The sequence below is a fragment of the Bacteroides sp. 3_2_5 genome (genome assembly GCF_000159855.2).
Taxonomy (GTDB): Bacteria; Bacteroidota; Bacteroidia; order Bacteroidales; family Bacteroidaceae; genus Bacteroides; species Bacteroides fragilis.
In genome coordinates this window covers 2,596,886-2,623,303 of the sequence record NZ_JH636044.1, presented here as the reverse complement: position 1 = coordinate 2,623,303, position 26,418 = coordinate 2,596,886, and the positions used below count along the sequence as shown (strand labels likewise).

Annotated in this window: 15 protein-coding genes and 1 pseudogene; 7 read left to right on the top strand and 9 right to left on the bottom strand. The window is 40.3% G+C overall.

Features of this window, described 5'->3' with window-relative positions; translation table 11 throughout:
* Window positions 1-5: 5 nt before the first annotated feature.
* A complete protein-coding gene (locus tag BSHG_RS07390) occupies window positions 6-389 on the bottom strand; it encodes a DUF3037 domain-containing protein (RefSeq protein ID WP_005787420.1) in 384 nt (127 codons plus the stop codon).
* Window positions 367-1,149: a HipA family kinase gene (locus tag BSHG_RS07395; RefSeq protein ID WP_005787419.1), complete on the bottom strand. Its 783-nt coding sequence runs from the start codon at window positions 1,147-1,149 to the stop codon at window positions 367-369. The genes BSHG_RS07390 and BSHG_RS07395 overlap by 23 nt, the downstream gene beginning before the upstream one ends.
* 187 nt (window positions 1,150-1,336) lie before the next feature.
* Here BSHG_RS07395 and BSHG_RS0220535 point away from each other — a divergent pair.
* Together BSHG_RS0220535 and BSHG_RS07400 are read left to right on the top strand one after the other, a co-directional pair.
* Window positions 1,337-2,911, top strand: a pseudogene (locus BSHG_RS0220535) (AAA family ATPase).
* A complete protein-coding gene (locus BSHG_RS07400; RefSeq protein WP_005817735.1) occupies window positions 2,886-4,256 on the top strand; it encodes a VWA domain-containing protein in 1,371 nt (456 codons plus the stop codon). The pseudogene BSHG_RS0220535 and the gene BSHG_RS07400 overlap by 26 nt, the downstream one beginning before the upstream one ends.
* A gap of 502 nt (window positions 4,257-4,758) precedes the next feature.
* Here the strand turns inward: BSHG_RS07400 and BSHG_RS07405 are convergent.
* The 3 genes from BSHG_RS07405 to BSHG_RS07415 form a co-directional block, all read right to left on the bottom strand.
* Window positions 4,759-6,090, bottom strand: coding sequence for a RagB/SusD family nutrient uptake outer membrane protein (locus BSHG_RS07405; protein WP_005794243.1), 1,332 nt, complete (start codon window positions 6,088-6,090; stop codon window positions 4,759-4,761).
* A 22-nt stretch (window positions 6,091-6,112) separates the two neighbouring features.
* Window positions 6,113-9,418 carry a SusC/RagA family TonB-linked outer membrane protein gene (locus BSHG_RS07410; RefSeq protein ID WP_008660084.1) on the bottom strand — a complete coding sequence of 1,102 codons (3,306 nt, stop codon included), beginning with the start codon at window positions 9,416-9,418 and terminating at the stop codon, window positions 6,113-6,115.
* A 128-nt stretch (window positions 9,419-9,546) separates the two neighbouring features.
* Complete coding sequence (locus BSHG_RS07415) at window positions 9,547-12,186, bottom strand: zinc-dependent metalloprotease (protein ID WP_008660082.1); 2,640 nt, start codon at window positions 12,184-12,186, stop codon at window positions 9,547-9,549.
* 256 nt (window positions 12,187-12,442) lie between these two features.
* On the opposite strand from BSHG_RS07415, the gene BSHG_RS07420 reads away from it, so the two are divergent.
* The 3 genes from BSHG_RS07420 to BSHG_RS07430 are packed head-to-tail and all read left to right on the top strand — an operon-like array spanning window position 12,443 to window position 20,087.
* The gene (locus BSHG_RS07420; protein ID WP_008660080.1) at window positions 12,443-14,020 is read left to right on the top strand and encodes a beta-N-acetylhexosaminidase; all 1,578 of its coding nucleotides are present in this window, start codon (window positions 12,443-12,445) and stop codon (window positions 14,018-14,020) included.
* A gap of 23 nt (window positions 14,021-14,043) precedes the next feature.
* The gene (locus BSHG_RS07425) at window positions 14,044-17,217 is read left to right on the top strand and encodes a UvrD-helicase domain-containing protein (RefSeq protein ID WP_008660078.1); all 3,174 of its coding nucleotides are present in this window, start codon (window positions 14,044-14,046) and stop codon (window positions 17,215-17,217) included.
* Window positions 17,214-20,087, top strand: coding sequence for a PD-(D/E)XK nuclease family protein (locus tag BSHG_RS07430; protein WP_008660076.1), 2,874 nt, complete (start codon window positions 17,214-17,216; stop codon window positions 20,085-20,087). Before BSHG_RS07425 ends, BSHG_RS07430 begins: the two co-directional genes overlap by 4 nt.
* A gap of 244 nt (window positions 20,088-20,331) precedes the next feature.
* Here BSHG_RS07430 and BSHG_RS07435 read toward each other — a convergent pair whose 3' ends face one another.
* The 3 genes from BSHG_RS07435 to BSHG_RS07445 all read right to left on the bottom strand — a co-directional run bounded on the left by BSHG_RS07435 (window position 20,332) and on the right by BSHG_RS07445 (window position 22,890).
* The gene (locus tag BSHG_RS07435; RefSeq protein ID WP_005787406.1) at window positions 20,332-21,459 is read right to left on the bottom strand and encodes a response regulator; all 1,128 of its coding nucleotides are present in this window, start codon (window positions 21,457-21,459) and stop codon (window positions 20,332-20,334) included.
* Window positions 21,460-21,493: 34 nt separating this feature from the next.
* On the bottom strand, window positions 21,494-22,432 hold the full coding sequence (locus BSHG_RS07440) for a UDP-glucuronic acid decarboxylase family protein (RefSeq protein WP_005787404.1): 939 nt from the start codon (window positions 22,430-22,432) through the stop codon (window positions 21,494-21,496).
* A gap of 140 nt (window positions 22,433-22,572) precedes the next feature.
* A complete protein-coding gene (locus tag BSHG_RS07445; protein WP_005787402.1) occupies window positions 22,573-22,890 on the bottom strand; it encodes a hypothetical protein in 318 nt (105 codons plus the stop codon).
* Window positions 22,891-23,141: 251 nt separating this feature from the next.
* Between BSHG_RS07445 and BSHG_RS07450 the strand changes: the two genes are divergently transcribed.
* Together BSHG_RS07450 and BSHG_RS07455 are read left to right on the top strand one after the other, a co-directional pair.
* Entirely contained in the window at window positions 23,142-24,101 is a 960-nt protein-coding gene (locus BSHG_RS07450; protein WP_005787400.1) for a hypothetical protein, read from the top strand.
* A 249-nt stretch (window positions 24,102-24,350) separates the two neighbouring features.
* Entirely contained in the window at window positions 24,351-25,310 is a 960-nt protein-coding gene (locus BSHG_RS07455) for a hypothetical protein (protein ID WP_005794255.1), read from the top strand.
* 114 nt (window positions 25,311-25,424) lie between these two features.
* Here BSHG_RS07455 and BSHG_RS07460 read toward each other — a convergent pair whose 3' ends face one another.
* On the bottom strand, window positions 25,425-26,405 hold the full coding sequence (locus tag BSHG_RS07460; RefSeq protein WP_008660071.1) for a FimB/Mfa2 family fimbrial subunit: 981 nt from the start codon (window positions 26,403-26,405) through the stop codon (window positions 25,425-25,427).
* Window positions 26,406-26,418 lie beyond the last annotated feature (13 nt).

The window sequence follows — 26,418 nt, the reverse complement described above, 5'->3', positions numbered from 1 at the left end:
AAGGATCAAAGAACCAATTCCTCGAACAACCGCTCCAATGTTTCCTCTAAATTGTCAGAATAGCCAACATGAGGTCTTGAGGTCTGAATGCAGGAACTACGATGGGCTGTCAACCAACGAAAACGTTCCGGAACTTCCAGTTTAGCAATGACTCCTCCCGTCGGACAGCCTGCACACACTTTACTGAAAGCCTCCAAATATTTCCGGAAAGAATCGATATCAGGTTCCGGTGATAAGGCCTCCAACCTCTTCTTATTAATTTCATAACGCATCCGGATAAAGGCAGCCTGTTTAGAAAACAAGATAACCCCAACGTTGATAAATTCCTCACGCTCCACTTTCGGAACTATCCGAACAACGGCGTATTCATAAATATGCTTTTCTGGCATGTTGTGCTTCTTTTACAAATATTTCAGAATGTTCAATCCTTTCTTTCAAAAAACGATAATAGATATCACGAATATCTTGAGGAGTTTCATCTTTATCACGCCACTCTATCCAGCTATCAGGAATCAGATCCACTATTTCACGTATTTTTTCCGAAGTCAGTAATTTCCGAAATTCGGCATCCACTTCGTCCAACTTACCGGCAAGCGGCAATAAGGCATGGTCTTTAACTTGGGTAAAAGAACTAAGTGCATGTTTATGCCAATTGACCCATGAATGATGAAAAAATAGAGATGCACCATGATCTATCAACCACAACTCTTTATGCCACATAAGCATATTGGTATTCTTCACTGTACGATCTACATTAGTCAATAAAGCATCTAACCATACCACCTGTGATGCCAGTTTTTCATCAACTTCAGTGACAACCGGATCGAATGGTAGAGCCCCTGAGAGAAAATGTAGTCCCATATTTAATCCGCGGCTTCCTTGCAATAAATCCTGTATCTCTTCGTCACCCTCCGAACGTCCGAAAGCTTCATCTAAATTCAAAAACACTAACTCCGGTACACGAAAGCCTAATACTCGTGCAACCTCACCGCCAATCAGTTCTGCAATTAATGCCTTGGTTCCATGTCCCGCTCCCCGAAACTTGACAACATACTTAAAACTGTCATCAGCTTCTGCCAATGCAGGCAGTGAACCACCTTCACGCAGAGGCATAATATAACGAGTGACATTGACAGTACGCAACTCCATAGATAAAGCTCCTTTCTATATGCTATTACAGGTGATAAAGATACGATATTGTTTCTATTTCACCAATTTCAATCGATAACACTTTCTTATGAATATATGTTTATAGAACCTATTGATAGACAAAAATACAACTATGCCTGATTTTGGCAGAAAAATCTCTTAAATTTGCACAAAATTCAGAGATTACATGAAAACTGTCAAAACACATATCACCCAATTGTTGCATGCCATGAACAAGGGAATTTTCGAAAAAGAACATCCCATCGCATTATCACTACTCTCCGCAATTTCAGGAGAAAGTATTTTCTTCCTCGGGCCTCCGGGAGTTGCCAAGAGCCTTATTGCAAGGCGCTTGAAACTGGCTTTCGACCAAAGTACTGCTTTTGAATATCTGATGTCTCGTTTTAGCACCCCTGATGAAATATTCGGTCCGGTATCTATCTCTAAATTGAAAGATGAAGACAAATACGAACGCATTATCGAAGGTTATCTCCCCTCGGCAACAATCGTTTTTTTAGATGAAATATGGAAAGCAGGACCAAGCATACAAAACTCACTGCTAACAGTTATCAACGAAAAAGTATACCGCAATGGACAATATACCATACAGTTACCATTAAAAGGACTAATTGCAGCTTCCAATGAATTGCCGGCTCAGGGAGAAGGGTTAGAAGCCCTGTGGGATCGTTTCTTAATACGCTATTTTATAGGGAATATCGAACAGGAATTCGCTTTCGATCAAATGATAGCCTCTGTCAATGACATGGAAGCAGAAATTCCCACCGGACTTTCTATTACAGAAGAACAATATACAGATTGGAGAACTCAAATCAGCCAAATCAAGATACATTATACTGTTTTTGAATTAATTCATTCCATCAAGCGGCAAATTGAAAAATATAACATACAGAAAGAAGAGGTTCCACACTCAACGCTCTATATTTCCGACCGTCGATGGAAGAAAATCGTATCGCTGCTCAGAACTTCTGCTTTTCTGAATGAAACAGATACCATCCGCTTTTCAGATTGTACTTTATTACTTCATTGCTTATGGAATGAAATAGAACAAATACCAATTATCGAACAAATGGTGTCATCGGCACTTGACGAATGTATCAGCCATTATCTTTGTGGCGAACGGACTTTAGAACAAAAGCTGAGCAGTATTCGGGAAGACATGAAGTCAGAACACAGTTTGCGTGAAACAAAAGATACGGCCCTGCAAATTGTAGACACCTTCTATCATCAAATTGAAAGATATCCTGTAGCAGGCAATCTGTTGATTTTTGCTTCCGACTAGCAAAGTTTACAAAAAGATACTCAAAAATTATTTTACATTCAAAGAGATAAATATCGTCCTGTTAACTGGATATTAAAAGTATATGACCATGTCCGCAACCGGAACATATCCCAATCAGCCATAGTTTCACTCAAGAAAGGCACACGTTCTGTATTCATCAACAATCAAGAGTATCCACTAGCTTGCAACGCAGGATACGACATAGCTTACCCTCAAGAAGCCTCTTTACCCTTTGAATTTCGTTTTCAGGAAGTGATCGATTTATATCACAACAGGGAGAACGAATTAAAGCGCATGACCGACATTGAACTGACCTATTGTAAAGAACATCTATTCATGGATGACAAACAACGTAATATGGTCAAACAAATATTAAACAGACAAAAAGAAATGTTGGAAATTTACCAAAATGAAATCAGAGAAATAGCTTATACGCATGGATTGGAAAATAAGGAATATTAGGCTACAAGAACTCAGGGAGATTTATCAAGAGAAGCTGAAAAACATTGCTTATAGAGTATACGAGTCACATTTTCAAAATGGTATCGTGAAACAAGAGGAACTTGAGGGAGAAATTATGTCTTATTATCAACATACACAACCTTCTCTACAAGAGTTTTATTCACACTACGCTACACAGTGGGAACATTTTTACGAGGGACATGAGCTTACAGACAGTGCATTTTTACGCTTTCTTGAAAATTCGGCTTACCCTCTACAAATGAAATATAACCGTGGTGATTTAAATCTTCAATATTATATTGACCGATTTCATACACTCAAAAAACGATCAAAAGAGTGGAAACACCTTCGTAATCTTTTTTTTGATAAATGGTATCACCTGTTGGCAAATAATGAATATAATTACCAAATAGAACGTATCAACAATCTTTGTGAGAGATTCTATCGCTTACAGAAAAATATTGCAGATCAACTTCCCCAACGAGGCAATGCCCGTTTAATGTGGCTGTTGAGAACACACCAAGAACTTGCCAAACAACTGTTTCATTATGATGAAATAGCCAAAAATCATCCGGCTATCAGAGAACTGACAAAGATACTGGGAAAGCAGCATTATGGTAAAGAAAAGAAATTCCGTATGGTTGCAGGTATCCACCGGGAACAAATCATCACTCATGCCACTAAAAGTGATATTACCGGAGTATGTGAAGGTAATGATTTAAACAGCCTCCTACCCATAGAGTATTGTTATCTGTCAGATCCTGCTTTGCAACCACTTTTCTTTGAGCGATTCAACAAGAAGAAGCTGCAAATGATGGATTATGAATCAAAAGATCAACATCGCATTAAAGATATAAAAATACAAGGGAATGAAATTGTAGAAGAACAATCAGGCCCATTTATCATTTGCGTGGATACTTCAGGATCCATGAGTGGAGAAAGAGAAGAGTTCGTGAAATCGGCCATTCTTGCCATTGCAGAACTTACAGAACAACAAGATCGAAAATGTTATCTTATAAATTTCTCCAACGACATAGCTTGTATCGAAATCGAACGTCTGGGACAAAATATACAGGAACTGGCAAACTTTCTTTGTCAAAGTTTTCATGGGGGTACAGATTTAACTCCCGCACTTCTACACGCAATACACATTCTAAAAACAAAGTCCTATCGAAATGCCGATTTAGTAATGATGTCAGATTTTGAAATGCCTCCTTTAAACGAAGAACTTTCAGAGGAAATAAAAAAAATAAAGCAAAATAAGACTCATTTATACGCCCTCTCTGTACATAAACAAAGTGAAAATACCTATTTAAACGTCTGCAATAAGTTCTGGTTTGTTTAAAGTATGTTATAAAACACATTTTCCATTCTGAATAATTTGCTATTTAAACCAAAGTACGTACATTTGCAATGTGTTTTTCATAGTATTAGATTTTAAGGTTAACAAAGGTTGGAGTACGGCGGTACTCCTTTTTTATTTCTATCCTTAACAGGATTATATTTCCACCATAAATTTCATTTGTCCTCTTGCTTCTTTATTACCCATTGATAAATGCAATAAAGGTTATTTGCCAGATCCTTTTCTTCGTCTGTCTGTCGATAATACCATATATACCATCTAAAAAAAGTCCGATTGATTTTTCTAAAGTTTTGATTTTATACTTTTAGACTGTCAAGAGTTTCCTTACATACATTTTATAGAGTCCATCTCCACATCCTCTATGAAATAGCTAAAGACTATATCCCAGCTTGGTAACACAGAATAATATATTAATTAAAAAGCCGTAGGGTCCTTTTATAAACTCTACGGCTTGGGTTTGTGTGTGTTCAGATTTTCATGTGTATTAGTTAGCTAATCCCGGATTGGCAGCAATAGCATCTCTCGGAATAGGAATTGTATAACGAGGATCGTCCTGTTCCAATATATAAGTTTTACCTTGAAGTACTTTCACCATCCGAGGACGTGTAGTACGACGAAGATCAAACCAACGATGTCCCTCAAAAGCTAATTCACGAGCACGCTCGTTCAGTATTTCACTAATCAAGGCATTTTTATCCATCACATTCACTGCATTCTCTTTCTTGGCATATGCTTCGGGAGTATAACGCTTCCGCATTAATTCTAAAAGACGCATACGTGCATGTGGCAGTTTATCCATGTTTGCTGCAGCTTCGGCTGCGTTAAGATAAAGTTCACCTACACGAAAAGTACAAGAAAACTCTCTTTTTCCTCCTTTAGAACTTTTTCGGTTCCCATTTTCATCCGGAGCAGCAAAATAAGCGGCCAATCTCTTATCTCCTTCCTGATAAAGAGCCAGAAAAGTAGCAGGTACCCACACAGCATTGTTGACAGAAGAACCCATAACCTGTTCCAAAGCAGTTATCGATTCAACCGACTCAAAATGATTGGGAAGAGCCAAAGGAGTTTCATTCATATCGACAAGAACAGATTTCTTTGCCAATACTGCTTCGGCCGATTCCAAACACTTCGGCCATGCTCCCATGTATAAGCTGACACGAGACTGTAACGCATCTACAGACAAAACATTGAACCGATATGAAAAGACAGTTTCCCACTTTTCCTTATTTATTAATTCACGGGCATGCTCTATATCCGATAAAATAGAAGTATAAACTTCTTCTACCGTATTACGTCCCAACGTTTTTTCAAGATCCGTGTCCAATTTTAAAGGTATTGATTTTGAATTTAAAGCACCGGACTTCGTATATGGCTGTCCATGCAGGTTCACTAATACAAAATGCAGATAAGCCCGAAGCAAATGAGCTTCACCCACCAACTGATTCACGACCTCCGGAGTTCCTTCTGTAATCTCCTTTTGACTCTCAATTACTTGATTAGCAATAAAAAGTACATTATAGAAATTAGACCAGGTAAACTGGCTGGTTCCCGGAAATGGTGACACATCGTTCCAACGTTCAATGTCTCCATACGAATTTCGGTCATATTCATTATCATTAACCAACATTTCATCAGAACGAAGACAAGCCAGCCCTCTGTCATTGGGCACATTCAGATAAGCACGTGCCAGCAAAGCACGATACTCCTCAGCGGTTTGAGGAATCACGCTCCCCACGGGTCTGATATCAAGATAACTGTCACAAGCTGATAACATCAACAGACAGCTCAACAAAGCCAAAACATATATTTTCTTCATCTTCTTTTTTTCGACTTAATGATTAAAAATTTAAATTCAAGCTAAACGTAATTGATTTAGGGATAGGCGGTGCATACGGATTATACATCGACTCCGGATCAAGAAAATTCTTATAACTTGAACCAAAAACAAGTAAATTGCGTCCTTCAATAGCCACAGAAGCCGATCCCATTCCTAAAGATTTAGTCATTTTCTCAGGTAGACGGTAACCTAAACGCAAATTTTGCAACCGGAAATAATTTAATTTCTTTACCCAAATATCTAAATTCTTGTAAATTTCGCTCTTCTGATCATACCAATAATACTCGTCAGCCCGTTTCTCGCTGGTGATTAATGCCGGCAGACGCCCATCGGTATTCTCCGGAGTCCAACGATCTAAAATATCACTATTTACGTTCTGCCCTCTATCAAAATTAATGAAATTATAGGAAGGCGTTGTACGCACATATCCTCCCAGATTAAATGATAAATTGGCTGTTAATTCCCAATTTTTATAACTGAATGTATTGATCAGGCCACCCGTATAAGGAGTATCTTGTGAACCAATATACGAATAAAAGCTACGTTCTTCTGCCGGAGTTACATCCGAATTAACCGTAAAACCTAATCCAAAAGGATCCTGCAAGCGATACAGTTCTTTCAAAGTTACTTTTTTCCCTTCTTTATCATAAAACAAAGGATAACCTTCTTCATCCAGACCGGCAGTTTTTATCGCGAAGATAGCATCTACCGGATACCCCTCACGTCCCGGAATAGTTTGCGCTTCAGGAATAGCTTCTCTCAATACCTTGTTATTGTTATAAGCAAAATTTAAATTAGTATACCACGAGAAATTTTTTGTTGCAACGTTTCGCGTAGAAAGAGATACCTCAACACCTTTATTGACCATACTTGCCCAGTTTATATTGGTCGAAACAAAGCCGGTTTCAAGTGGAAGCATTTGTTTTCCGATTAGGTCTGTACCTTTACGATAATAGTAATCTACACTCAGATTAAGCGCCTGATTGAGTACCGAAAAATCAAGTCCAACATTTACTGATTGAGTTTTCTCCCAACGAAGTTTCTTGTTTGGAGCAGAATTTATATCAATCATATGTTCCGAACCACCCGGTAAAATATTATCTACAATATATTTACCCAACAGAAAGGGAGATGTATTTTTATCAATATTTCCCTGAATACCATACGAAACACGGAATGCAAGGTTATCCATCCATTTTCTAGTTCCCTGCATAAAAGGTTCATTTGACAATCTCCATAATCCACTTACAGAGTACAGAGGCAAATAACGGTATTTCTTGTCTACGCCAAATAAGTCAGAACCATCAAAACGGATACTTCCTCCGAATGTATAACGGTTCATCAACGAATAGGAAGCTGTAGAGAAGAAAGAGACATAGGCATTTTCTTTATACGTTTTCTGATGAAGAGGAAACTGTCTGGCACGGTCTTCATCCGGAAAGACAACCGGTTTTGTAGTCAACGTCTGGCGATCAAAACCATATCCTGCAGAGAAAAGTGTTTCATACCAAGTTTTACGCAACTCGGTACCTACCATTACTTCCAGTTCGTGGATATCATTGAAACTGTCCCGGTACTCTCCCATTGCTTTCCAGGTAATCTGGGAGTTCGTATTCTCATACGCTTTATGCACTCCTCCGTCCGGAATAAAGTATTTATTGCTTTGAGAGGCAGAATCCCAATATTTACTGTTTTTGCGAATTATACGCATTGAAAAACTCTCCTTATCGGCAATCTGTTCTTTCGATGCTTTATCCAATTGCAAACCAAGTTGAGTTGTAAACTTCAGTTTATCATTAAAACGTAACTCTGCATCAAAAATAGACGAAAGCGCATTAATCGTTTCCTCATTCGAAGTATTTTTACGCTCTTCAAAAATATTAAACCCTAAATCCGTATCAGAATTGTTCTGAACATCGAAATCATATACATAATTTCCGTTTGCATCGAAAGGTTGATAGTATGGATTAGCCTTACGCGAATAGTATACCGGATTCACCAATCCATAAGTATCGGTCAGGTAGGTTTTATTGTTACGGCGATTAACAAATAAAGAAACTCCGAATTTCAACATCCGGTTGACTTTATATGAAGTCTTCGCTACAACATTCAGACGATCCAGCCCGACGCCTTTAACATTACCATTTTCTTGATAATATCCGATAGAAGTATAATAAGTCACCCGTTCGTTACCTCCCGAAAGACTTAAACTATACTCCTGATTGAATGCATCGCGGAAAAGAATATCGCCCCAATCAGTTTCTGTATTCCGCAACCGACTTATATCCGTTTGGGCTTCGGGAGTCAGCGCACCCCACCCCCCTTTTTTATAGGCATCAGTCAATCCGTAACCGGAAATTATTTTAGAAACTCCCCCCTTATTGTCACCGTACGCAAAATTAGAACGAAGCAATTCAAGTTCCAAATCTACTTTCTCTTGTGAATTCAACATATTGAGTCGGTTTGTACTCAATGTAGGTATATAAGTAAACTTCGAGGAGAAATTAATCACCGGTTTTCCCACTTTTCCTTTTTTAGTCGTTATCACAATTACACCATTTGCAGCACGTGCTCCATAAATGGCTGTAGCTGCCGCATCCTTTAGCACGGTAATATTTTCAATATCTGCAGGATTCAGTCCGGCAATAGACGATTGCTGTATATTAGAAACATCATTCAATACATTCGACTGAGGTACATCCGTACCTTCCAACGGAATACCATCCAATACCCACAATGGATCCTGAGTTCCATTCAATGACGAAGTTCCACGAATACGTATTTTTGCAGGTGCACCCGGTGCTCCGGAAGTAGAGGTTACGGAAAGACCGGCAATTTGCCCGGCCAGTGCCTGGTCAATACTTTTCACAGCACCGATGGTTTCATCCGAAATGTTCAGTTTCCCGACAGCTGCTGTCAACTTACGGCGTTCCACTGTCTGATAACCAGTCACTACCACAGCATCAAGCATCTGAGCTGATGGGAAAAGAGTGATTTCATATTGATTTTTTCCGGGAACGAGCTTGAGTTCCTGTACTTCATGTCCTACATAACTGCAGAATAAACGTGTCACCCCCTCCGGTACTGAAATATTGAATTTTCCATCTATATCGGTAATTACTCCTGTTATTGTCGGAGAATTACCATCTTTCGACAGGTCTTCTGCTTTTATATAGACAGAAGCACCGATCAACGGCATATTATCTTCTGAAGAGATCACCACTCCTTGTACTTGCCTACTGGCAGCAAAAGCAGAAGTCAAAACTCCGGCAAAAGACAATAAAAGAATAAAAACGTGTCTTTTCATTTGTTACATCCTATAAAATTAATACTCATTTTGAAAACTGTCTGTTTTGGTATAAATACACAAAGCCCCTCGCTCAGCAAATAAATTCGTTGAGTGTTTGTCAGAGAGAACTTTGTGTTTTGGTGTTTTTATTTCGAAATGCCCAACGCAGTATTTATGCGTAAAATCAAATCTTTATAGTGATATTTGGTAGCTACATCCGATGTGCCCAAACGGCTTTGAAGCAAATCTTTAATGCGAAGCAATTCACCACGTTTTACTGAAATGGCATCGGAAATACGGTTTATCTGAGACCCATAAAAATTCAGTTCACGGCGAGCCCCCATGCGATCAGTATGTGCCGAACGATGTGCATGGTCATCACAACTACAAATCGGTGTCTGAAGGTCGAACAAGAAGTGATTATCAATCAATTTCTTGTTAACTTTCACTCCCTCGCTTTCGGCAGCAGCAGTAATCAATGCATCTACAAAACCTTTCTGTAAGTTACGTGTCATAACATCGGGCAGTCCACCACGCTCTGTTACAGCAAAAATACTTTTATGCAAACCATCCATCAATTCAACAGCTGTGAAGGCTTTTTTCCCGTTTACCGATTCATTCTCAAGCATACGCATCAGGCGATTATTCGACAGTAAATCCCAGAAAACATAAGCCTGTGCATTTTTCAGCACTTGTGTTGGGGCATTCTCTACTACTCCCAAAGGAGTATTTTTAAGCAGATAAGTATATTGAGCTATTTCAGGGTCGAACAACCATTTCGGATAGCATAGCACCTCATCAAGCAAAAACCTCAAAGCAGCCTGCTGCTTCTCCTTTTCCACAAACGTATAAGTTTTCTCACCATCACCTACCGTTGTATTTTCAATATAAATACCTCCAATGTTCGCCATTACATGATAAAGATAATTATTCCATTGATTAATAACGGCATAATACAAACGAGAAGCCTCTTCGTACGTCTGTCCTTTCTCTCCGGTAGTTGTCCATTGAATGATTTGGGGAACAATACATTTCAAATTGGCAATGCCATACTGTGAAGAACGGATCGGATCATCGCCAAGATCTTCGTTCTGTGCACGAGGGTCAACGGCATCCCGCGGATCCTGTGCCTCACTATATTTATAAAGCCGATCAGTGTGTTTCGCTAAAAAATCCTGCAACAATTCTTTTTCTTCTTCCGGTGTTTGCTTGCCATACCAACGATAACCATATTCTATAGCAAACATATCATACGGCCCGATGTGAGGAGAAAGTGCCTTTATACCATCACCCGGCTGTGCCACATAATTAAAGCGGGCATAATCCATGATAGACGATGAAGTCGAATTCATTCGGTCGGTAAATGTTTTCGAACGGAGAGAATCTGTAGGAAAAGCCCATGACCCCATCATGTTATGGCGCAGTCCGAGTGAATGTCCCACTTCATGACAGGCAACAAAGCGCATGGCATCTCCCATCAGACTATCCGGTAAAGCAACACCACGAGCCTCAGGACGCACTACACCTGTTTGTACCGTAATCCACTCCTGAAGCATTGAAAGTACATTATGCCACCACATGATATCAGCCTCAAGGATTTCTCCCGAACGCGGATCAAGAATAGAAGGTCCCATTGCATTTGCTTTGGTAGATGCGGCATAAGTCAGCACAGAATAATTCACATCATCCATATCTACCTCCATGTCCTCGGTAATATCTTTAGCGATAATGGCATTTTTAAATCCGGCACGTTCAAAGGCTACTTGCCAGTCTTCAATTCCTTGTCTAATATACTTCCTCCAACGATAAGGTGTCGAATTTTCTATATAAAAGACAATCGGTTTTCGGGGTTCTACCAATTCTCCACGTAAATACGCTGCCCGATCTTCAGGCCTGGGCTCCAGACGCCATCGAGTAATAAATTGTTTTTTATTTACCCGTTGTTGTCCATCACTGAAATTAGTCAGAGGATTAGTGAAATATCCCACACGCGGATTATCCAAACGTCCGGTCATCGGCACTTCAGGAAGCAACAAAATAGAGGAACTAACCTCTACCGTCACATAGATAGTAGTAGTACCTTCGGTCACACGAGTAGTCAGTTCCGAGGTTGCTACCACATTATTATCAAAGGACTTGATGGATAGAATTCTTGATAAATTCTTGATGGCCGATGTGCCAAGATTAATATTGGTAAATACGTTATTTATGCTTGTCTCTGTACCATCATATATATCGTTCACTTTAATCAGCATGCTGGTAGAATCATTGTTATATGCTTCTACCTTAAACCCGGCTATCAGCGGAGAAATATAATTATCCTTCACCGATTGGCTAATGGCATCTTCAGATGGTGAAATAGGTAACGGACGACTTTGACGGATTAATAATTTATTAGCCGATTTATCCAACTCAAAGCGGATCATCTGATTCTCATAATTAGTTCCACGATTCACTCCGGCTTCATTCAGTTCTGCAGGTACCCGTTGCAGTTTATTCACCACCAGCATATCACGCCCCAACAGGGTGGAAGGAATCTCAAAGTAATAATCGTTCTTCTTTTGGTATACATTGAACATACCACGACGAACGACACTATCGCTTCCTGTTAATTTCTCATACTCATTCTTAACCTTAATACTGTCTTGGGGATTACTCTTTTTTTTCTTTTTCAAAAACCATCCCATATCAGGAGTTGCGGGAGGTTCAATACACATAGCAGCAACAGGCTCGCACAAAAATGAACCGGTGGCCATAGTGGTCAGTAGGATTGTTTTTAGTCTCATGTTAAATCTAATTAGCACTTAACCTTATTCTACGCTATGGAATAAGGGGGCGCAAAGGTAACAAAATAGCTCATATTACCTAATAAGAATGATCTATTTTTATCTTTTTTCTCTATTTCACGAATGAATCTCACATTTTTATGCAAAATTCTAATCGAAAAGAAAGTATCGGCATACTCTCTTTCTGTGCTGAAGTGTCCGTTTTCTCGTACAAAAACTGTATATTTGCCACGAAACTAATTAATAAATTAACCCCATGAAAAACTATTTAGGACTGATTTTCCTCTTGTTTGCTTTTACAGCAACCGCACAAAACAATCGTTCAGCCCTGTTGCCTATGCCCAATCACATAGAGCAAGTGCAAGGTAAACCTTTTAGCTTAACAGGTAAGAACATCACGATTCACCCCGGACAACCGGAATTAAAGTTTGCGGCTACTACTCTGCAAAGTATACTGAAAGACCGCATGCAAGTAGACATTCCCCTTTCCGGCTCTCGCCAATCCCCCATCCGGTTAATTATTGATCCACAATTGGAAGGAAAAGAACATTATCAACTCAAAGTTGACCAGAAAGGGATGACCATTAGCGGAGCCAGTGCAGCAGCCGTTTTCTATGGTGTAATGACTGTCGATCAAGTTCTCTTGGGAGATGTATGCTCCAGCAATCGGAAAGAAATGACTCCTATCAGTATCGATGATGCGCCTCGCTTTGGCTACCGGGCTTTAATGCTAGACCCTGCCCGGCATTTTTTACCAATAGAAGATGTAAAGTTCTACATCGATCAGATGGTACGCTACAAATATAATGTGCTTCAACTTCACCTGACAGATGATCAAGGATGGAGAATCGAAATTAGAAAGCATCCGAAACTTACCGCAGGACAATCTTTTTATACTCAAGAAGAGTTGGCCGACCTGATTCGTTATGCAGCCGAACGCCATGTTGAAATAGTGCCGGAATTGGATATTCCGGGACACACTGTCGCTGTATTAGCCGCTTATCCTGAACTGGGATGTACACACACCGATACCATTGCAAAGAATGTAGGTGAGACTGTAAACTTAATGCTTTGTGCCAATAATGAAAAAGTGTATGAAGTGTACAATGATATTATTGATGAAGTAAGTGCTCTCTTTCCTTCACGTTATATTCACCTGGGTGGTGACGAAGCAGTTATAGAAAAGAACTGGACCAAATGTGAACGTTGCCAAAAGATGATGAAGGAACTGAAATACGAAAAGGCTTCCCAATTAATGATTCCTTTTTTCAGCCGTATGCTCAGTTTCGTAGAGGCTGATGGAAAATACCCTATTCTCTGGTGTGAATTAGATAACATTCGCATGCCGGCCAACGATTATCTGTTCCCTTACCCTAAAAATGTAACACTTGTGAGCTGGAGATACGGATTGACGCCAACTTGCCAGAAACTGACCCAACAGCATGGTAACCCTCTGATTATGGCTCCGGGAGAATTTGCATATCTGGATTATCCGCAGTTCAAAGGAGATCTTCCGGAATTTAATAACTGGGGAATGCCGGTAACTACACTCGAAACATGCTATCAGTTTGATCCGGGATACGGAAAACCCGCAGCAGAACAGGCACACATTCTGGGAGTAATGGGAACACTTTGGGGAGAAGCAATAAAGGACATTAACCGAGTGACATATATGACCTATCCCCGCGGTCTGGCACTGGCAGAAGCAGGATGGACCCAAATGGAACATCGCAATTGGGATTCTTTCAAAGAACGTTTATATCCCAATCTGAATAACTTAATGAAAAAAGGCGTTTCAATACGTGTACCATTCGAAATAGTAAAAAGAAAATAATCATTATCCAATACAAACTGTGAATGAGCGAACTCATTGTCTATAAAGCCTCCGCCGGGTCCGGAAAAACCTTCACCCTGGCTGTTGAATATATCAAGTTACTAATCCGGAATCCGCGCGCCTATCGCCAGATTTTAGCAGTAACCTTTACTAATAAAGCTACTGCTGAAATGAAGGAGCGTATTCTTAGTCAATTATATGGAATACAGATAGGTGATCCGGATTCGGATGCCTATCTAAAACGCATAATTGCCGAGACAGGGCATTCGGAAGACGAGATACGAACAACGGCAGGCATAGCTTTGGGTTATATGCTTCATGACTACAGTCGGTTCCGCGTCGAAACCATTGATTCTTTTTTTCAATCGGTCATGCGTAATCTGGCTCGTGAACTTGAATTGAGTCCCAATCTGAATATCGAACTGAACAACGTAGAAGTATTGAGCGATGCTGTGGACAGTATGATTGAAAAGTTGGGACCCAATTCACCTGTACTGGTATGGCTGCTCGATTATATAGATGAACGTATCGCTGACGATAAACGCTGGAATGTTTCGGATGAGATCAAAAGTTTCGGACGGAATATTTTTGATGAAGGATACATCGAGAAAGGTGATGGTCTCCGCCGACGCCTCCGTGACCCGAATGTAATCCATAATTATCGTAAGACATTAAAAGAGATGGAAACAGCCGCTCTTGAACAGATGAAAGAGTTCGCTCAACAGTTTGAAAATGTACTTTCCAGTCAATCACTGAAACCAACTGATTTAAAGAACGGAGCCAAAGGAATAGGAAGCTATTTCAATAAACTAAAAAACGGTATACTCGGAGACGAGATAGTCAATGCTACTGTAATCAAATGCCTCGATGACGAGACTAATTGGGCTGCAAAAACATCAAAACAATATACGGATATTATATTGTTGGCTTCTTCCATCTTAATGCCACTTCTACAAAATGCCGAACAATATCGCTCACGCAACAATCGAATAGTGAACAGCTGCCGACTGTCGACACAGCACCTGAACAAAGTCCGGCTTTTAACCAATATTGATGAAGAAGTACGTCAACTGAATCGTGAAAACAATCGTTTCCTCCTTTCGGATACCAACGCTTTGCTCCACCAATTAGTGAAAGACGGTGATTCCTCTTTTGTTTTCGAAAAAATCGGAACTAACATCCGCAATGTGATGATAGACGAATTTCAAGACACCAGTCGAATGCAATGGGATAATTTTAAACTCCTGCTACTTGAAGGATTGTCTCAAGGAGCCGACAGCTTGATTGTAGGTGATGTCAAGCAATCTATTTATCGTTGGCGAAACGGCGATTGGGGAATCCTTAACGGATTAAACAAGCAACTTGGATATTTTTCTATCCGTACAGAAACGTTAAAAACCAACCGCCGAAGTGAAACCAATATCATACGATTCAACAATAGTATATTCTCCGCGGCTGTGGACTATCTCAACGAAATGTATAATAAGCAGTTGGGAAGTATTTGTGAGCCTCTGATCAATGCATATGCCGACGTGGAACAGGAATCCCTCCGAAACAAACAACAAGGATACGTTAAGGTAGAGTTTCTCGAACCGGACGAAGAACACGATTATACAGAACAAACCCTTATCAGCCTGGGAATGGAAGTAGAACATCTGTTACAATCCGGCGTCAAACTGAACGATATAGCTATTCTCGTAAGAAAGAATAAAAGTATTCCGCGTATTGCCGATTACTTCGATAAACAACTAAATTATAAGATTGTGTCTGACGAAGCCTTTCGTCTGGATGCCTCGCTCGCCATCTGTATGATGTTGGATGCCTTGCGCTATCTTTCCGATCCGGAGAATCGGATCGTGAAAGCACAGTTGGCCACTAATTACCAATTACAAATACTTCATTCGGAGTATGATCTCAATTCGCTGCTCCTCCATAAAGCCGAAGAATTATTTCCACCGGCTTTTCTGGAACGAATGGCAGAACTACGGTTAATGCCTCTGTATGAACTGTTAGAGGAACTTTTCAGTTTATTTGAACTGCACCGTATTGAACAACAGGATGCTTACCTGTTTGCTTTCTTTGATGCAGTAACCGATTATCTGCAAAGCCACTCTTCTGATCCGGACAGCTTTATACGATATTGGAACGAGACGTTATCCGGGAAAACAATTCCGAGTGGCGAAGTGGAGGGTATACGTATCTTTTCAATACATAAATCCAAAGGACTGGAATTTCATACGGTACTCCTACCCTTCTGCGACTGGAAACTGGAAAATGAAACAAACAACCAACTCGTCTGGTGCGTACCTCAAGAAGCCCCTTTCAACGAGTTGGATATTGTGCCGGTAAATTACTCTTCCGCCATGGCAGAATCAGTATACCGCACAGATTATTTACACGAACGCCTGCAACTATGGGTAGACAATCTGAATCTGCTTTACGTAGCATTTACACGTGCCGGCAAAAATTTGATTATCTGGAGTCGGAAAGGACAAAGAAATACAATGGCCGAATTGCTAACCGGAGCACTACCACAGGCCGCCAACAAATTAGATCAGGAATGGGATGAAGAACAGGTATATGAATTAGGTGACCTTTGCCCATCCGAAAATGAGAAAAAAATCGATTCAGGTAACAAGCTGACTCGCAAACCGGAGAAACTTCCGATCAATATGGAATCTATGCATCCGGATATAGAATTCCGACAGTCCAACCGATCTGCTGATTTTATCAAGGGGCTTTCTGAAGAAGAATCCGATGACCGCTTCATAAATCACGGACAATTGTTGCATACTTTATTTTCTGCCATTGAGACCAAGGATGACATAGAACCGGCCATTCAGCGCTTGATATTCGAGGGAATCATTGGCAGCAAAGAAGCGGAAGAACAAATACGTTCTCTGACCGTAAAGGCCTTCTCCCTGCCTGAAGTACAAGAGTGGTACTCCGGTGAATGGAGATTGTTCAACGAGTGCGCAATCATTTACAAAGACAAAGGTGTATTACAAACCCGTCGCCCTGATCGTGTAATGATGAAAAACGAGCAAGTAGTTGTGGTAGACTTCAAATTTGGTAAAGCAAACAAAAAATACAACAAACAGGTAAAAGGATACATGCAGCTCCTCTCCCGAATGGGATACAAAAACATCACAGGTTATCTGTGGTATGTAGAAGAAGAAATAATCGAAAAAGTATGAAAACATTTCTCCAATTGGTCGCGCAGGACCTTTACTGTAAAATAGGAAATGATCTGTCACGCACAGCTATCATATTCCCTAACAAACGTGCCAGTCTGTTCTTTAATGAACATTTGGCAAATCAGTCCGATCAACCTCTTTGGTCACCGGCATATTTAAGTATCAGCGAATTATTTCAGCATTTATCGGTGTTAAAACTAGGAGATCCGATTCGGTTAGTATGCGAGCTTTATAAAATATTCCGTGAAGAAACAAATAGTGACGAATCACTGGACGACTTCTACTTCTGGGGTGAGTTATTAATCAGTGATTTTGATGATGTAGACAAAAATCTGGTTCATGCAGATAAGTTATTTACTAATCTGCAGGACTTAAAGAATGTCATGGATGATTATGAATTTCTCGACCAAGAGCAAGAACAGGCTATCCAGCAGTTTTTCCAAAATTTTTCTATCGAAAAGAGAACACTGTTAAAAGAAAAGTTTATTTCTCTTTGGGATAAATTGGGTGATATTTATCACCGATATCATAAAAAGCTGGAAGAATTAGGATTTGCCTACGAAGGTATGCTCTACCGAAACGTTATTGAACAACTTGAACCGGATTCATTGAAATATGACTGCTATGTATTTGTCGGCTTCAACGTACTGAACAAGGTGGAAACTCACTTCTTCCAACAATTGCAGAATGCGGGTAAGGCTCTTTTCTATTGGGATTATGACGTGTTTTACACTCAGCTTCCTTCCCGGCAAAAACAACGCCATGAGGCCGGAGAATTTATCAACCGCAATCTCAAACTCTTCCCCAATGAGCTTCCTGCCGAATTGTTCAATGAATTGATAAAACCCAAAAAAGTTCGTTTTATCTCTTCCCCAACCGAGAACGCACAAGCCCGTTATCTGCCTCAATGGGTACATGAGAACCTGAGTAACGAAGAAAAAGAAAATGCCGTTGTGCTGTGCAATGAAGCTTTACTTCTCCCTGTTTTGCACTCTATACCGGAGGTAGTAAGGAATGTCAATATCACCATGGGATTTCCGTTAGCACAGACTCCGGTATATAGTTTTATCAACGCCATACTCGAACTGCAAACCAGCGGATACCGGACAGACTCGGGACGATATATCTATGATGCCGTACAGACGGTATTGAAACATCCCTATACCCGCCGCCTCTCAGATAAAGCTGAGCCGCTGCAACGGGAACTTACAAAGACCAACCGTTTTTATCCTTTTCCATCCGAATTAAAGAAAGACAAATTTCTGGACATATTGTTTACGCCCCGCAATGGTATCCGTGAACTCTGTGTCTACATCACGGAACTGCTGAAAGAAGTATCTGTTTTATATCGTCAGGAACAGGAAAGCGATGACATTTTCAATCAGCTGTACCGTGAATCTCTCTTCAAAAGTTTCACATTAGTCAACAGGTTGCTCAATCTGATAGACAACAACGAATTGCAGGTACGCATAGAAACTCTGAAACGTTTATTAAATAAAATACTGAATGCAGCCAACATTCCTTTTCATGGTGAACCGGCTATAGGAATGCAGATCATGGGAGTATTGGAAACACGTAACCTCGACTTCCGTAACTTGCTCCTTCTATCGCTTAATGAAGGCCAATTGCCCAAATCGGGAGGTGAGTCATCATTCATCCCTTATAATTTACGCAAAGCTTTCGGCATGACTACTATTGAACATAAGAATGCTGTTTATGCCTATTATTTCTATCGCCTGATTCAGCGTGCAGAAAATATAACCTTAATGTATAACACCTCATCAGATGGGTTAAACAGAGGAGAATGGTCACGTTTCATGCTACAGTTTCTGATTGAATGGCCACATGAAATCAGCCGTGAATATCTTGAAGCCGGACAATCGCCACAAAACAGCAAGGAAATCCGCATTACAAAAACCCCGGAAATTATTGACCGTTTATACCGGACTTATGACTTCTCACGCAACCCGGATGCCCTAATACTTTCGCCTTCAGCATTAAACACCTATCTTGATTGTCGGCTGAAGTTTTATTTCCGTTATGTGGCACGCCTTAAAGCTCCCGATGAAGTCAGTGCTGAAATTGACTCCGCCCTGTTCGGAACCATCTTCCACCGTTCTGCCCAATTGGTTTATTTAGATCTGACAGCCAACAAACGAGATGTCCATAAAGAAGATCTTGAACGCCTATTGCGCGATAATATCCGTCTTCAAAACTACGTGGATATAGCTTTTAAAGAAATATTTTTTCATGTTCCTATCGACGAGAAGCCCGAGTATAACGGAATCCAGCTAATAAACTCAAAGGTTATCACTTCGTATCTCCGCCAACTGCTGCGTAATGACCTGCAATATGCCCCTTTCCGAATGATGGGTATGGAACAGGAAGTAGTGGAGGATATCCGGATAGAAGGGCCTGTGGGAAAGTTATCACTAAGAATCGGAGGCACCATCGACCGTATGGATAGCAAAGAAGGTACACTCCGAATTGTGGATTATAAGACCGGAGGCAGCCCCAAAGTACCGGCAAATATAGAACAATTATTCACACCTGCCGAAGGACGCCCCAACTACATCTTCCAAACTTTCCTATACGCCGCCATTATGGCACGGCAACAGGCACTAAAAGTAGCTCCCTCGCTACTCTATATTCATCGGGCAGCTTCCGAGAGTTACTCTCCTGTAATTGAAATAGGAGAAGCTCGCAAGCCTAAACTGCCGGTCGATGATTTTTCGGTTTATGAAGATGAATTCCGTGAGCGTCTCCTGAAATTGCTTGAAGAGATATACGATGACAAAGAGGAATTCACTCAAACAGAGGATACAAAGAAATGTGAATATTGCGATTTTAAAGCAATGTGCAAACGATAATAAAAACCTCCTATCCATATATAATCCCAGAAACAACACCGGAATCCGGCAATAGAAAAAATGGATCTGTGTCGAAATGAAGTAAACCCCGAAAGTTGGACAAAAAACTTTCGGGGTTTACTTATTATGTTAAGACATCACAGATAACACTGATAAAGTTCACCCTGTGATGAATGGGAGTACATCTCCATTTTTATTAGAATAATCTATATTCGGAACGATTCTTCCATCGCTATCGGAATCCTTATTTTTTCAGTGGAATCGAGAAATAGAAAGTTGAACCTTCATCTTTAACAGAAGTAAACCACAACTTTCCTCCATTTTTCACAACAAAATCCTGGCACAAAAGTAACCCGAGTCCCGAACCTTCTTCATTATTAGTACCGAATGTACTGAAATGTGTATCGGTATGCAACAGTTTTTTCTGGCTTTCTTCGTCAATACCGCATCCGCTATCTTTAACACTAACTACCGACATTCCATCCGACTCTTCAACTTTTATAAGAACTTCGGAACCTTCATTACTGAATTTAATGGCATTGCTTATTAAATTGCGTATCACCGTCTTTATCATATCGATATCGGCATGTACCGCCTGACATTCCGGCGATTCAATTCGCAAACGAATATTCTTCAGGCCGGCAACCATTGCGAAGATTTCTCCTACTCCCTCTACAACTTCCACCATGTCGATATCCTGATATACGACTTTAAGCTTACCTATCTGGCTTTTTGTCCATTTCAGTAAGTTATCCAACAACGAAAACACATCTTCGGTAGTCTGATTGGCCATAGTCAGCAGCTCATACATATCTTCGCCGATTTTTTCTTTGGGCAAACTAAGAATCAGCATATTAAGCACCATCTTAATAGATCCCATAGGCGAACGGAGGTCATGGGCAATCACAGAATAAAGCTTATCACGCCCGATAATAGTCTTTTTAAGTTCCTCCGTTTTGGCTTCAATAATACGTTTGGCCGCTACTAAAGAAATCTGATGACTGACCCGAATAATCAGTTCTTCTTTATTAAAAGGTTTAGAGATAAAATCGTTGCCGCCTACCTGAAATCCTTTGACTATATCGGCAGTACTATTCAATGCGGTCAAAAAGATGATCGGAATATGGGCCGCTTCGGGATCCGCCTTCAACTTTTGAGAAACTTCAAAACCACTCATATCCGGCATCATCACATCCAGCAATATCAGGTCGGGATTCTCTTTCTTTACTTGGTCCAATGCCTGATTCCCATTGCTAGCTGTCACTATGTTAAACTTCTCATTGGTCAGCAATACCTTCAATAAAAGGACATTGGACATAACATCGTCTACAATGAGAATTTTATATTCCGAGGGATTAATTTCCATATTCATCTTTATGTAGCTTTAATCTTGAGTTCTTATTTTATTATAACTTATACTTCATTTTGAAATAGTCAATCATACGATCCAAACCTTCATCCAGCAAAATAGTCGGTTGCCAACCCAATTTCTCCTGTGCCAGTCTGATATCAGGCTTACGCTGTTGGGGATCGTCGTGCGGCAGGGGCTTAAAAGTAATCTTCGACTTCGATCCGGTCTTTTGGATGATCTTCTCCGCTAACTGAAGCATGGAAAATTCATTCGGATTGCCAAGATTTATCGGTCCGATAAAATCATCACCCGTATTCATCATCCGGATCATACCCTCAACCAAATCATCAATATACTGGAAGCTACGGGTTTGCTCACCTGTCCCATAGATAGTAATATCGTCGTTCTTCAGTGCCTGGATAAGAAAATTAGAAACCACTCTCCCGTCATTCGGCAACATCCGAGGACCGTATGTATTGAAAATACGAACAATTTTAATGCGTACGTTATTCTGCCGGTGATAATCCATAAAGAGAGTTTCAGAACAACGTTTCCCTTCATCATAACAAGAACGGATGCCGATCGGATTGACATTTCCCCAATAAGATTCAGGTTGCGGATGAACCTCCGGATCTCCGTAAACCTCACTGGTTGAAGCTTGCAATATTTTAGCATTGAGCCTACGGGCTAACCCCAACATATTGATAGCTCCCATTACGGATGTTTTAATGGTTTGAATGGCATCGTACTGATAATGTATGGGAGACGCCGGGCAGGCAAGGTTGTATATTTCGTCTACTTCAGCACTATATGGAAATGTTATATCATGACGTACCACTTCGAAATGGTGGTTATCCATCAAATGGATAATATTTTCTTTTGATCCGGTAAAAAAATTATCCAGACAAATAACGTCGTGCCCCTCGTTGATTAGCCGGGTACAAAGATGCGAACCAATAAAACCCGCACCTCCGCTAACTAAGATTCTTTTCATGTAATTATTTTATAATGACAAAGGGCAAATACATGCTCTCTTCTCATCTATATCTGGACAAATGTATAAGATTTGATTAAAATATGCAAGTTTTTCGAACATATATTTTTAATAAAAAGAAACTGATTCTAAAAATTCTTTTATACCCCGGACGTACTACGCCAGCTTTCAAATTCTGCTCTTTTTTCTTTTGGAATGCAGATTTCAATTTCATCTTCATGAACCGTACTCACCAATGTATGTTCGATAAACTTCTCAATCATTGCATTACTCAGCATAACGCACTTTAATACAATCTCATACGCCTGATAAATGCGATCATACGCATTGAACTGCGAATATAAAAAGCAAAGATGCCGTGCGGAATTATCGTGCGCACTCCAGCAATCTCCTTCTTTATACAGAAAAATACGACTATCATTGTTTATCTCTCTAATTAATACCTTTTCTAAATCCATCGTAATTGCTTTAGGGGTTTGACATAAAAGAACAAGCTTTCCGGCTTATGTCACAAAACTACATCGGGATTGAAGGATATTTGTGACCGGCAGAATGTTTCTATCCCTCCGGCCCTTTCTCTATATGTAGATTGATCGTGACAGACTTCCTCTTTTTGCAAGTAAGGGCACCAAATAAAAAATAGTTGCGAATTGCGAAACAAGCCGGGGGATAAAAGTGTTAAACAGAGAAACAGTACAAACTGAAAATTATGATAACAAACGAATTAAATATAGGCTTAATAGAAGCCGCAAAAGAAAAGATGCCGACCGGAACCAACCTGGCAAACACTCTAATGGACATTTTATATATAGGTAAGGAGGCCATCTATCGCCGACTGCGGGGAGAAGTACCGTTTACTTTGGCAGAAGCTGCCGTCATCTCGAGAAAAATGGGAATATCGCTCGACAAGATGATCGGTGTGAGTTTCAGCAACAATGCGGTATTCGACCTGAACGTCGTACACCATACCAATACATTCGAAACCTATCACGATATTCTCACGAAATATGTCGATGCATTCGATAACATCCGGGAAGATCCCACTACAGAAATGGCAACCTCTTCAAACATATTGCCTCAAGCATTATATCTCAAACATGATGTACTTTCAAAGTTTCGTCTGTTTAAATGGATGTACCAGAATGAAAATATCAAATGCAAGCATTTTGATGAACTGGAAATTCCCCACAAAATATATAACATCCAGAAAGACTTTGTCAATATGACACAGCAGATGAAGACGACTGATTATATCTGGGACAATACCGTATTCGAACATGTAGTGAGAGACATACAGTTCTTTTCGGAAATCCACCTGGTTTCGGAAGAAGACAAAGAGTTGATAAAAGACGATTTATTGCTTCTGACGGATGAATTGGAAGAGTTGGCCGGAAAAGGTAAGTATGAAACCGGTAACGATGTACGTATCTATATCTCAAATATCAAGTTCGATGCCACCTATAGCTATGTGGCAACCAGCAACAGCCATATCAGTATGATACGCATATACTCCATCAATGCCATCACAACGCAGGATGACGGCATGTTCCGCAGCCTGAAAGAGTGGGTACAATCACTCAAAAAATTCTCAACTCAAATATCCGAAAGCGGAGAGATGCAACGTATACGTTTCTTTAATGAACAGCGTGAAATAATAAATACCTTATAACTTTATTAAAAACGAAAAACGAAACAAGGTAGGAGAACAGTGACAATTATCGGAAACAGATGGCATTGCCATCTGTTTTTTTTCATTCTCCAGCCATCCCTCCGACAATAATTCTCCAATCAGAAAATCCCTCTTTTTTCTACACATGATATACCATACAAAAGTTCGGTCTACTTACTCTATATTTGCATATGTCACAAGCCATTGTGATTCTCGCAATATTATTAATCAATAACCCAAACGGCAGTTATGAAAAATTATATCGTTAACGAACTCATTGCAGCAATGAAAGAACGGATTCCCCGTGGAATAAATCTGGCCAACTACCTGACAGATGCCCTATGTATGGGAAAAGAGGCTGTATACCGAAGATTACGAGGCGAAGTGGCTTTCACCTTTGACGAAATTGCCATGATTTCATGCAAACTGGGAATATCAATTGATCAGATTATTGGAAATCACCAGTCGAACCGTGTGACTTTCGATTTAAACCTGCTTCACTCACCCGATCCTCTGGAAAGTTATTATGAGATTATAGAACGCTATCTGCGCATATTCAACTACGTAAAAGATGATATCAGCACGAAGATATATACCGCTTCGAACGTAATTCCTTTCACCCTCTATTCTTCGTACGAATACTTATCAAAGTTTCGCCTGTGCAGATGGATTTATCAAAATGGAAAAATACGTACCCCAAACAGCTTATCGGGAATGCACATACCGGACAAAGCGGTCCATGCCCATAAACTGTTGAGTGAGGCTGTCAAAGCGTGCAGAAAGACCTGTTTTATATGGGACAGCAATGTCTTCTACTCGTTTGTAAAAGAGATGAAGTATTTTGCCGGCCTCAATCTGATTTCGGAAACAGACCTGATACATTTAAAAAACGAACTGGAGCTGTTGCTGCATGAACTGGAACAGATATCCGCAAAAGGTGAATTCAGTAACGGAAACAAAGTAGCCATTTACTTATCCAATATCGATTTTGAAGCAACCTACAGCTATATAGAAAAGAAAGATTTCCAAATCAGTCTCCTCCGGGTATATTCTATTAACTCAATGGACTCTCAAAGCCCACGAATTTGCGGCATACAAAAAGACTGGATACAATCATTGAAAAGACACTCCACACTGATTTCAGAAAGCGGAGAGTCCCAAAGAATTACTTTCCTGGAACAGCAGAAGAGTTTCATCGACACCCTGTAACCCCCGACCGACCAATACCTGTATAAAAATATGGCTACACCCTGCAGAAGAAAGGGTGTAGCCATATCGGCATTAGGGTGTAGCCATCCGGAACGGATAGCTACACCCTGATACTTAAACTCCATCGACCTCTTGCTTCCGGATCAGCCAACCGTTGATCTGTACATCCACACTTATATAATTTCCGTTGCCATCCATACCTTTAAAGAATAGAATAATACCGTGTTTATCGGCACGGTCCAGATATTCCTGCAAGGGTATATCAGCATATTGCTGAAGCCTCAGCGCATTAAGATATTTATTCAAGGGGATGTCAAGAATCACATTACCCGATGACTTATGCGTGATAACCAATCTGTTTTCGGTATCAGTCATCAGACGCAACGTATTCAGTTCGGCTATAGCTCCGGTCTCAGGATCGTCTTCGGTATGATAAGCAGTATATTCCACTTTCTCGTCCGTTTCGTCTCCCAAAAGCCCATTTTCATGGTTGTACCTCCCATTGGGCGAAATAATTCGAAAATCATAATCATCCACGTGAATACTGCTGTCGTCGAGCATCTGCATGATGATACGGAATTTCTTCGTATTCTTCAGCAAAGAGACAGTGGTGATATCATTATTATACTGTGGAGATACCTCCGTCTGTTTGCCATGCCACAGTAAATGGAGTTCTCTGTCGACCACCCCTCCTCCAATCCAGGTTTTCAGATTGTTGACACTGACTTCCAGATCTTCCAACGTAGATACCCCGGGAGTCAGGGTAACTTTGTCATACGACTCGCCATACAACCCCGACCAAGCCACAAAAATATATCTTCTGCCTGCCATGGCTCCGGGTAAAGTCATCAGGTAATCCGGTGCAAAAGCACCGGATTCTTCTTTCAATTCTGTCACAAATACACCTTTTTCATCGAATACATACAGGTTCATCTTGGTTGCCTGCTTATGAAACAAGTCTATGTATTCCAGGTTGTAGTCGTATACAAAGCGGACATAAGAGTTGCAATCTTCATCCATCCCGTCTCTGACGCAGGAAGCACATAGCAGAAGGCAGCAACATGCAACCTGTATGTATCCGATAAATCTGTTCATAGTTACTTCAGTT